9 protein-coding genes and 3 tRNA genes are annotated in these 9,834 nt (G+C 48.5%); 9 read left to right on the top strand and 3 right to left on the bottom strand.

The features are described 5' to 3' along the window. The first annotated feature begins 100 nt into the window (after positions 1-100). The 3 genes from KJY73_RS15280 (at position 101) to KJY73_RS15290 (ending at position 2,031) form a co-directional block, all read left to right on the top strand. Positions 101-811, top strand: a complete 711-nt coding sequence (locus KJY73_RS15280) for a hypothetical protein (protein WP_214344550.1) — start codon at positions 101-103, stop codon at positions 809-811. Positions 812-953: 142 nt separating this feature from the next. Continuing rightward, positions 954-1,445 carry a WbuC family cupin fold metalloprotein gene (locus KJY73_RS15285; protein ID WP_214344551.1) on the top strand — a complete coding sequence of 164 codons (492 nt, stop codon included), beginning with the start codon at positions 954-956 and terminating at the stop codon, positions 1,443-1,445. Then, entirely contained in the window at positions 1,438-2,031 is a 594-nt protein-coding gene (locus KJY73_RS15290; protein ID WP_214344552.1) for a DUF938 domain-containing protein, read from the top strand. The genes KJY73_RS15285 and KJY73_RS15290 overlap by 8 nt, the downstream gene beginning before the upstream one ends. Here KJY73_RS15290 and KJY73_RS15295 read toward each other — a convergent pair. After that, positions 2,028-2,870 carry a substrate-binding periplasmic protein gene (locus KJY73_RS15295; protein WP_214344553.1) on the bottom strand — a complete coding sequence of 281 codons (843 nt, stop codon included), beginning with the start codon at positions 2,868-2,870 and terminating at the stop codon, positions 2,028-2,030. The two genes, KJY73_RS15290 and KJY73_RS15295, sit on opposite strands and share 4 nt — an antisense overlap. 48 nt (positions 2,871-2,918) lie before the next feature. Then, positions 2,919-4,070, bottom strand: a complete 1,152-nt coding sequence (locus tag KJY73_RS15300; protein WP_214344554.1) for a GNAT family N-acetyltransferase — start codon at positions 4,068-4,070, stop codon at positions 2,919-2,921. Positions 4,071-4,119: 49 nt separating this feature from the next. Here KJY73_RS15300 and KJY73_RS15305 point away from each other — a divergent pair, with 49 nt between their 5' ends. From KJY73_RS15305 to KJY73_RS15325, 5 genes are all read left to right on the top strand, one after another. Continuing rightward, entirely contained in the window at positions 4,120-4,578 is a 459-nt protein-coding gene (locus tag KJY73_RS15305) for a regulatory protein RecX (RefSeq protein WP_214344555.1), read from the top strand. A 174-nt stretch (positions 4,579-4,752) separates the two neighbouring features. Continuing rightward, on the top strand, positions 4,753-7,350 hold the full coding sequence (gene alaS / locus KJY73_RS15310; RefSeq protein ID WP_214344556.1) for an alanine--tRNA ligase: 2,598 nt from the start codon (positions 4,753-4,755) through the stop codon (positions 7,348-7,350). 149 nt (positions 7,351-7,499) lie between these two features. Next, on the top strand, positions 7,500-7,706 hold the full coding sequence (csrA, locus tag KJY73_RS15315; protein ID WP_188688561.1) for a carbon storage regulator CsrA: 207 nt from the start codon (positions 7,500-7,502) through the stop codon (positions 7,704-7,706). 212 nt (positions 7,707-7,918) lie between these two features. Beyond that, a tRNA-Ser gene (locus KJY73_RS15320) sits at positions 7,919-8,008 on the top strand. Between the two features lie 36 nt (positions 8,009-8,044). Further along, a tRNA-Arg gene (locus KJY73_RS15325) sits at positions 8,045-8,121 on the top strand. A gap of 435 nt (positions 8,122-8,556) precedes the next feature. Here KJY73_RS15325 and KJY73_RS15330 read toward each other — a convergent pair. Then, positions 8,557-8,892, bottom strand: a complete 336-nt coding sequence (locus tag KJY73_RS15330; protein WP_214344557.1) for a DUF6795 domain-containing protein — start codon at positions 8,890-8,892, stop codon at positions 8,557-8,559. A 260-nt stretch (positions 8,893-9,152) separates the two neighbouring features. Between KJY73_RS15330 and KJY73_RS15335 the strand changes: the two genes are divergently transcribed. Then, positions 9,153-9,229, top strand: a tRNA-Arg gene (locus KJY73_RS15335). Positions 9,230-9,834: the final 605 nt, after the last annotated feature.

Raw genomic sequence — 9,834 nt, forward strand, 5'->3', positions numbered from 1 at the left:
TAAATATGTGAATTTTTAATTGGCTCGGCCTTTGCTTAGGCTGAGTTGAATCAAGATGTAGCGATTCAAATCATAACAATGTTCTTATGGAGAAAAGAATATGAATCGTGGTAAGCAAATTTTTGCTTTTTTTACTTTGTTTTTTTGCTTGTCGAGTACACAAGCTGCGCCAATCTCGTTCACCAAGCTGTCTGGTGTGGCGGGGGGCTCACCTGCTAGCACAGCGATTTACATGGCCGATCTTAGCGGTATAGGCTTATCAAATATCTTGTCCGTCACTATTAATGATGACAGTCGTGGACTTGGTGGGGCTACCGGTCAGTTTAGTGGCTTCGATCTGGATGCCATTATCTTATCCAATACCTTATGTACAACGGCTTCATGTGCGGCAGGGCTGACGGGGCTGTCGGTATTTGATTATATCAATGGTGTGCTTTTCTCGCCGGGTGTGCAGCGGGCTCCATTGAACAGCAAGCTATTTGGTACCAATAGCTCAGGGAATGGCGTGGACAACACTGTGGCTACACTTGGCGCTTTTGATGGCAACGCAACAGTCGCAATTCCGGGAGCTGCAGGATTTCTCAGTATGGGTGATCTCGGCAAGCTGAGCTTCAACTTGACCTCTGCTTTGTCAACGGCCGGACTCTATCTGTATATAGGTGAGGTAGGTGACAACGGTGAAGTCGCTAGTTCAGCCATAGAAGTGTCTGATCGCCCAGTTGGGGTAAGTGAACCCGCTCCTCTGATGCTGTTTGCACTTGCTGGTCTGTTGCTCGCTTGGACGCGCAACCTAAACAAGACTGGTAGGTAATGCAATAAAGGTATTCGACCTGCTTGTGTTTGCTTGGATTGGCCATTTATCCACAGGCAGGTTGAAACGAGTAGTTAAAGGTGTTCGAGTATGGTGCTTCTGGTAGTCTAAATGCAATATTTTGCTTATTGGAAGACTTTATTTGGCAATCCAACTGTTCGACGACTCGCTGTTTTCGCAATTACAGGACGGCGCAGCGCAAAGCCCGAGAAGGCGGCTCAACCACAATATTCACAGTGATCTTAGCGATCCTGTGCAGAGGTTGTTTATTACCCTGATGCCAGACTCTTATGTCAGGCCCCACCGGCATAGCCAATCTGACAAATGGGAGTTTTTCCTGATGCTGGAGGGCACGGCATCTTTTGTCATTTTCAGTCAGGAGGGCGAAGTACTGGCTCACCATGAGCTTTGCGCCCAAGGGCCGTTACGAGGCCTGGAAATTCCCCATGATACTTGGCATAGCGTGGTGGCGCTGGAGCAACCCGCGACCTTTTTAGAAGTCAAACAAGGGCCTTATCAGGCATTATCTGCAGAAGACATGGCCAACTGGGCACCAGCAGAAGGAGAGCCCGAGGTACAAGCATTTTTGCAGCGTTTAAAAGGCTGCCAGGTAGGAGATAAATTCAATGGGTAAACCATACAGCCAAGCCTGTGAAAACAACAAAGGCCCTATTTTGGACGTGTTGAAAGTGCGCCTTGGTGGCAGTCGACGCTTGCTGGAGATCGGCTCGGGTACAGGACAGCATGCGGTGTACTTTGCCGCCTTGTTACCGCATTTGCATTGGCAAACCAGTGACAGGCTGGAAAATCATGCTGGCATTAACGCCTGGATAGATGATTTCCCCGCAGCCAATCTGCATCGCCCTATTTGTTTTACTGTCGGTCTGGATAAGTGGCCAGACGGCGGTTTTGATACCGTGTTTACTGCTAACACCACTCACATTATGCAAGTGCCAGAAGCTAAGCTGATGATGCAGATGGTGGCCGAGAACTTAACTGACAATGGGGTGTTTTGCCAGTACGGTCCTTTTAATATCGATGGTCAATATACCAGTGACAGTAATCAGGCCTTTGACCAACATCTGTTAAGTCAGGGCTTTGGCGGAATTCGTGACATTGCAGAACTGCAAAGCTGGGTTGCAGGAAGCGGATTGACACTGATGCAGCGAATTCAAATGCCGGCTAACAATCAACTGCTTGTCTGGCAAAAACTTATTTAATTCAGCTCTCGTATTAGATGGCTTTTTAAGTCTGTTGCGTAGGCGTTAAGTTGGGCAAGCCACGTTTCATAACTGTCTGATGATAAGTTATTTTCCTTATAAAGAGGGAGAACTTGATTGGTGGCAACGAGGTGTTTTAGTCCTTCTGTTAATGCTGTAGAGAAGTGCAAAAATGCCGGGTCACCGAGATTCCCCATAATATGAATGGTGTTTTCCTGCGGTACTTCACCGGATTGCAGGCAGGGTTGGTGCTGCTCCTGATTCATCTGTGTGCAATAATAGTTGGCCAGGGTTTCTATGATAAAAGCATGTTTGATTCGCCCACCCAATAGCATCTGCAACAGTGCATCACTCTCTACCAGCGGATAGATATTGGTAAATCCTTTGTCCAATAGAAATTGATTTTGTGCAGTACCTTGCAATACGCCGATAAGCTCATTGGAAGCCTTTAGCTCGGATAGCGACTGGGCTTTTGTTCCAGGCAGGCTGAAAAATCCCGCTCTGGACAGCGTTAACGGGGGGCTAAATTGCGCCCACTTAGCGCGTTCTGTGGTTTTGGCTGCAAAGAAAACAGCATCCAGTTTGCCCTGTTGCAACTGGGTTTGTGCCCAGGACCAAGCCAAGGATGATGGGGTGATTTCGAAGCCTTTGTCATTGGCTAACGCGCGCTCCAGTAACTGCCAGGACAAACGATATTCTCCCGGGCGTGCCAGACCTTGTGCATGCCTCTCAGATACCGCCAAATGCATATGCACAATTTCACTCGCCTGTCCCCATGGTGAATTTAGAAGCAGAATGACAAACAAACCACGCAACAGTTTCACAGCAATTTGACGCATTGGATATTTTCTTTGACTCTAGCAGCTGTTGGCAGTTAGGAAAACGCTTTAGGTGGCATTCTGTTGTGAATAAGGAAGTAGTTTGGTGGCTTCTCGATAATATTCAGCCATTTGCAACTTTTCCTGGGCGACATAATGTTGCACTGCTGTATGAAAAGCGTTGTCTGCCAACCAGTGATTGCTGAAGCACAAAACTGGTTCAAACCCCCGTTGAATTTTATGCTCGCCTTGTGTGCCTGGATTAAAAAATGGCAGGCCATGTTCAATGCAATATTCGATGCCTTGGTAGTAACAAACTTCAAAATGCAGTCCATCTACTTCCTGCATACAACCCCAGTAGCGGCCGAACAGACCTTGCTTGTCAGTAAAAAACAATGCGCTGGCCAGCATATCGCCGTTAATGCGTGCTTGCACAAGTAGTAGCCGCTTACTCATATTTTGTCGTAACGCCTCAAAAAAGCGACTATTCAGATAGCCATTGTGGCCTGAGCGTTTCAGGTAGGTGTGTTGATAACACAGATAGAAGTCTTGCATATGCTCGGCAGTGATGGCGCAGCCCGTTAGCCGATGGAAGCTGATACCCGCTGCTAGTAGTCGTCGACGTTCTTTAAGCAGGTTCTTGCGCTTACGGGAGCTGAAGGTGGCCGTAAAATCAGCAAATTCGTTGTAGCCGCGATTAAACCAATGAAACTGCACAGAGTGACGTTGCATGGCACCAAGCTCGGCAAGTTGTACAGCATCCTCTTGGTGAGGGAAGAGTACATGCAGTGAGGACAAGGATGCTTCATGACAATAAGTTTTCAGGCGTTCCAGTACTGCAGGCCATAAATCCGCAGCATTTACGCCGGGACGTGTTAGCAAGCGCTGGCCGGGAACCGGTGTGAAAGGCAGGGCAGACACTAGTTTTGGATAGTAGCGTTTTCCGTATCTGCTAAAAGCCTCGGCCCAGGCAAAGTCAAACACGTACTCACCATAGCTGTGTGACTTTTGATAAAGCGGCAGCGCGGCAAGCAGGCCCAATGTGTCTTTCACCAGCAAATGGCAAGGCTGCCAGCCGCTATCTCCTCCCACGCAATGATGCGCTTCCAAGGCCCCCAGAAATGCATAGTCCAGAAAAGGGCCGGCATCTTGACCTAAGGTTTGCCACTCAGACGCAGGAATACGTTTAAGGCTATCGATAAAAGTGAATTGTAAATCCATGGCCGGACAGCGTTACAATATGAGCAAGAAGATATAGGTGCAGATAACTATGACAGATGCTGATCGCAAGATCATCAGAGAAACCCTCACTATGTTGCTTGCCAGACGGGAACATAGTCAGGCAGAGCTGATGGTTAAGCTGACCGCCAGAGAATTTGACCCTGCGCTTAGTCGGACCATTCTAACCGAATTTACCGAGCGGGGCTGGCAGTCGGATGCGCGGTTTGCCGGAAGCTTCGTCCGCCAGCGGGTGGGAAAGGGTCAGGGAGAAGCACGTATTCGTGCTGAGCTACGTATGCGTCAGGTCGCTGATCACTTTATTCAACAGGCTCTGGATGAATTGGATGTCGACTGGTTTGCTGCTGCATTGACTACCTATCAACGTAAGTATCGACAGCCTGCGGCAGATTGGAAAGAGCAGCAAAAGCGTATGCGTTATTTACAGTATAAAGGCTTTAATGGAGAGCAAATCCGTTTTGCCTGCGAGAGTGCCTTTATCGATGAATAATGGCAAATATCGACTCTTGTTGGCAGCTTCACCGCCAAAGGGGTGAAAGTTGCATAAATTGAGGCGGTACAGGCTAGTAATTACTTATGATTGCACCTGACAGGTGGCGAGTTTTCATGATATCGTCCGCAATAATTCAAAGGTTTTTTTCACAGTTTTTTTCCGGGATGTTAAATGACTATTAGCACTGCTGAAATTCGAAGCGCATTTTTGGACTACTTTGCCAGGCACGGTCACCAGAAGGTTTCCAGTAGCTCTCTTGTGCCAGCCGATGACCCGACTTTATTGTTTACCAATGCCGGGATGAACCAGTTCAAGGATGTGTTTTTGGGCGCTGAAAAACGTGCTTATACCCGCGCGGTATCTTCACAGCGCTGCGTGCGTGCTGGTGGTAAGCACAACGACCTGGAAAACGTGGGATATACGGCCCGCCATCACACTTTTTTTGAAATGCTGGGCAACTTTAGCTTCGGCGACTATTTCAAAAAAGAAGCTATTGCCCTGGCGTGGAATTTCCTGACCGACGAGCTCAAGCTGCCCAAGGAAAAGCTGCTGGTTACTGTGTATGCAGAGGACGATGAAGCCTTTGATATCTGGGAAAAGGAAATCGGGATACCTAAAGAGAAGATAATCCGTATTGGTACCTCAGATAACTTCTGGTCAATGGGGGATACCGGTCCTTGCGGTCCGTGCTCCGAGATTTTCTATGATCACGGCGAGCATATCTGGGGTGGCCCTCCTGGCTCCCCTGAGGAAGACGGCGATCGCTTTATTGAGATTTGGAACTTGGTTTTCATGCAATTTAACCGTCAGGCTGACGGTAGCATGGAGCCTTTGCCTAAGCCTTCTATTGATACCGGCATGGGTCTTGAGCGTATTTCGGCTATTTTGCAGCATGTGCACAGCAACTATGAAATTGACCTGTTCCAGGCCTTGATTAAAGACACCGCCAAGGTGACAGGCGCAAAAGATTTGGAAGACAAGTCACTGCGTGTGGTAGCTGACCATATCCGCTCTTGTAGCTTCCTGATTGCCGATGGCGTTTTGCCATCCAATGAAGGACGCGGCTATGTACTGCGCCGTATTATTCGTCGTGCTGTGCGCCATGGCTACAAGCTCGGCGCCCAGGATATTTTCTTCTATCAACTGGTGGCGTCTCTGGTTGCACAGATGGGCTCCGCCTATCCAGAACTTAAATCTCAGCAAGCCACTATTGAACGGGTGCTGAAAGCCGAAGAAGAACAATTTGCCCGCACCTTGGAGCGTGGCATGCAGATTTTGTCCGATGCGCTGGAAAACCTGGATGGTAAGGTTATTCCGGGCGAGTTGGTGTTTAAGCTGTATGACACTTATGGCTTCCCTTCCGATTTGACCAACGACGTGGCCCGTGAAAAAGGCTACAGCATCGATGAGCAGGGCTTTGAGGCGGCCATGGCTGAGCAGCGTAAGCGTGCCCAGGCTGCCAGCAACTTTGGTGCCGACTACAATGCGCAGTTGACCAGCGAAAATAGCTCGGAGTTTACCGGCTATGAGCAGGAAGAAGGCATGGCCAAGGTGGTCGAGCTGTTTAACCTGCAAAATGCCGTCAGCAGCCTGGCTACCGGTGAGCAAGGTATTGTGGTACTGGATAACACGCCGTTTTACGCCGAGTCGGGCGGTCAGGTAGGTGATACCGGGGTGCTGAAACTGCTAAATGGTGCATTCAGAGTCACTGATACTGTTAAATTAGGTAATGCTATTGCCCACAAAGGTGTGGCAGAAGCGGCTATTTCGGTTGGTGATAAGGTTGACGCACAGATTGATACGGCACGTCGTCAGGCCATAAAACTAAACCACAGTGCCACTCACTTGCTGCATGCTGCGCTTAAAAATGTACTGGGTGAGCACGTTAATCAAAAGGGGTCATTGGTTCAGCCTGACAAACTGCGTTTCGACTTTTCGCATTTTGAAGGGGTTACCCGTGAGCAGTTGGTTGAAATTGAAAATATGGTTAACCAGCAGGTACGAGAGAACCACGACCTAACCACACGCTTGATGGCTATTGATGATGCCAAAGCGGCCGGTGCGCAAGCACTGTTTGGTGAAAAGTACGATGACGAGGTGCGCGTGGTATCCATGGGCGCATTCTCTATGGAACTGTGTGGTGGTACGCACGTCAAACGTACAGGTGATATTGGTTTGCTTCGCATTGTCAGCGAGAGCGGTATTGCCTCAGGTGTACGTCGTATTGAAGCTGTGACTGGTGCTGCAGCATTGGCGTACAGCCAGCAACAAAGTCAGCAACTGCAGGGCATGGCCAGCCAGTTAAAGTCTGATGTGCAAAGTGTTCCGGAGCGGGTTGGACAGTTACTCGAGCAAGCCAAAGGCCTTGAAAAAGAGATCCAACAGCTTAAGCAGAAACTGGCCAGTCAGGCCGGTGCCGATATGCTGAGTAACATTGTTGAGATCAATGGCGTGAAATTGCTGGCTGCCAAGCTTGAAGGCGTTGAAGCTAAGTCCCTTCGCGATTTGATGGATAGCCTGAAAAATAAATTGGGATCTGGCGTTTTAATGCTGGGTGTTGCTGAAGGCCAGAAAGTCAGCTTGATCGCTGGCGTAACCAAAGATTTAACCGATAAAGTTAAGGCTGGTGAGTTAGTTAACTTTGTTGCTCAACAGGTTGGCGGTAAGGGCGGTGGTCGCCCTGACATGGCGCAGGCTGGTGGTACGCAGCCAGAAAATCTGGATGCAGCACTGGCTGGCGTGTCGACATGGCTGGCGGATAAGCTATAATCCGCCGCTCACTTTTTGAGTTATTCGGGCCGGTTTTCTGAAGTGACACGGAAAACAAGGAAGGGCTACTAGGTAATCTCTTGTGATAACAGAGAATTACGCTAGGTTTAAGTAAGGACTTGTTGGAAAAACGGAACAGGAGCAAGCGAATGCTTATATTGACCCGTCGTGTAGGTGAGACTCTTATGATTGGTGACGAAGTGACTGTCACTGTATTGGGTGTCAAAGGAAACCAAGTTCGGATCGGCGTAAATGCCCCGAAGGAAGTATCTGTGCATCGTGAAGAAATTTATATGCGCATCCAGGCTGAGAAAAACTCTCAGTATCCGGGTGAAGACGCATCTGACGACGCATAAAAAAACAGGCTGGGTAACCAGCCTTTTTCTTATCTGCTTTATTGTTTTAGGTTGCCACTCCATTTTCCTGCTTTCGCATAAAAAACTGTCAAAAACCTAAGCTTTTGAATGAAAATTGTCTCAATTGCTTAAATGCTCAACGAACGACACTTTTGAGCATAAAAAAGGTTTGACTTACTTCAGTGAATCATTAAACTGCGACCCCACATTGAGGAGAGATGGCCGAGTGGCTGAAGGCGCACCCCTGCTAAGGGTGTATAGGTTAACCCCTATCGAGGGTTCGAATCCCTCTCTCTCCGCCATTTACTCTTAGAGTAAATGCAGGATTCAAAGTTTACGCGTGTGTAGCTCAGCTGGATAGAGTACCTGGCTACGAACCAGGCGGTCGGAGGTTCGAATCCTTCCACACGCGCCATATAAAAGAAAAGCCCCGTTCGAAAGAACGGGGCTTTTCTTTTATATCGTCTGGGATGTGGTAAGAACCTCCCAGGTTCGACCAATTCGTCAGGAACGAATTGGAACGTCGCGTTCTACCGCGACGGCCCGCAGGGCGCTGGGCAGGATAGCCCTGCGTAATCCTTCCACGTAGTAGCGTGATCTTGTAGTCCCCAACTCAAAAGAACGGGGCTTTTGTTTTATATCGTCTGGGGCGGGGTGACTAAAACACCGGGAGTGTTTTAGAACAGCTTTAGCTGGCCCAAAGGGCATTGGATAGCTCAATTTAGTCCTTGCGCACTGAATCGTGAGTCCTCTTTCGGCTAGCTGGTAATTTCACAGATTCCGAAGTAACTTTTTGTCATGTCGTCTGTGTTGTATTCTCTGAATTCTGAGCTTAGTTCACATCTCAGTTTCAGAGGAGATATCCCCATTTCTCCACCGGATTCATAGTTTGTTCTATAGAAGCTCCAAGCATCATATTTTTTCCCTGATATTCAAAGATCATATACTGATTTATGCCTGGTTCATGAGTTGGAAGCAGAGAGATGCTTAGCGAGCTGCTGTATATCGCTGGTAAGTTGAACTTTCCGTTTTTATCTGTGATAGAAGAATCTTCCTTATCTTCCTTATCTTCATCATTGGCTGACCACCTGTGTCCGCGTAATATTCTAACACCCTCGGCAGGTTCACCATTCATCAGCACTGTTCTCAATGGCAGAGAACATACATTTTTTTTAAAAAATCCCATTGCCTGCGCTCCCAAGCTGCTCTATCAACACAATAGCGATATTGATTTTCATCCATTGGTATCCCTTCTTCGTTTGGGTTCAGTCTAGAATATAAGCCACTATTTCGCGTAAGCCGAACAGACCTTAGCCGGTTAGCGCGTTGCCACAAATAAAATCACCTACTACTATTGCATTTCCTAGCGAGCCATGTAGAATTCGCGCTCGCTGTGACAGGGAAGTGAATTTATTTTCGCTGTATAGCAAAGAATTTAAGTATCATGCGTGTGTAGCTCAGCTGGATAGAGTACCTGGCTACGAACCAGGCGGTCGGAGGTTCGAATCCTTCCACACGCGCCATATAAAAGAAAAAGCCCCGTTCGAAAGAACGGGGCTTTTTCTTTTATATTCCGTCGAGGGACGGGGTAACTAAAACACCGGGAGTGTTTTAGAACAGCTTTAGCTGGCCCAAAGGGCGTAGGCAGGATGCCGAAGTAAAACCTCCCAGGTTCGACAAAAATGCCAGGAGCATTTTTGAACGTCGCGCTTCACAGCGACGGCCCGCAGGGCGGCGGGCAGGATAGCCCGGCGTAATCCTTCCACGCAGTAGCGTGCTCTCGTAGTCACTAACTCGAAAGAACGGGGCTTTTTCTTTTATATCGTCGGGGATGGGGTAACTAAAACACCGGGAGTGTTTTAGAACAGCTTTAGCTGGCCCAAAGGGCGTAGGCAGGATGCCGAAGTAAAGCCTCCTTAGGTTCGACCAATTCGTCAGGAACGAATTAGAACGTCGCGCTTCACAGCGACGGCCCGCAGGGCGCTGGGCGGGATAACCCAGCGTAATCCTTCCACGCAGTAGCGTGCTCTCGTAGTCACTAACTCGAAAGAACGGGGCTTTTTCTTTTATATCGTCGGGGATGGGGTAACTAAAACACCGGGAGTGTTTTAGAACAGCTTTAGCTGGC

The organism is Bowmanella yangjiangensis (genome assembly GCF_018531185.1).
Lineage (GTDB): Bacteria > Pseudomonadota > Gammaproteobacteria > Enterobacterales > Alteromonadaceae > Bowmanella > Bowmanella yangjiangensis.

Coding starts and splice junctions, on each gene's coding strand:
- KJY73_RS15280 (WP_214344550.1), top strand. CDS start 101: ATGAATCGTGGTAAGCAAATTTTTGCTTTTTTTACTTTGTTTTTTTGC.
- KJY73_RS15290 (WP_214344552.1), top strand. CDS start 1,438: ATGGGTAAACCATACAGCCAAGCCTGTGAAAACAACAAAGGCCCTATT.
- KJY73_RS15295 (WP_214344553.1), bottom strand. CDS start 2,870: ATGCGTCAAATTGCTGTGAAACTGTTGCGTGGTTTGTTTGTCATTCTG.
- KJY73_RS15300 (WP_214344554.1), bottom strand. CDS start 4,070: ATGGATTTACAATTCACTTTTATCGATAGCCTTAAACGTATTCCTGCG.
- KJY73_RS15305 (WP_214344555.1), top strand. CDS start 4,120: ATGACAGATGCTGATCGCAAGATCATCAGAGAAACCCTCACTATGTTG.
- alaS (WP_214344556.1), top strand. CDS start 4,753: ATGACTATTAGCACTGCTGAAATTCGAAGCGCATTTTTGGACTACTTT.
- csrA (WP_188688561.1), top strand. CDS start 7,500: ATGCTTATATTGACCCGTCGTGTAGGTGAGACTCTTATGATTGGTGAC.
- KJY73_RS15330 (WP_214344557.1), bottom strand. CDS start 8,892: ATGGGATTTTTTAAAAAAAATGTATGTTCTCTGCCATTGAGAACAGTG.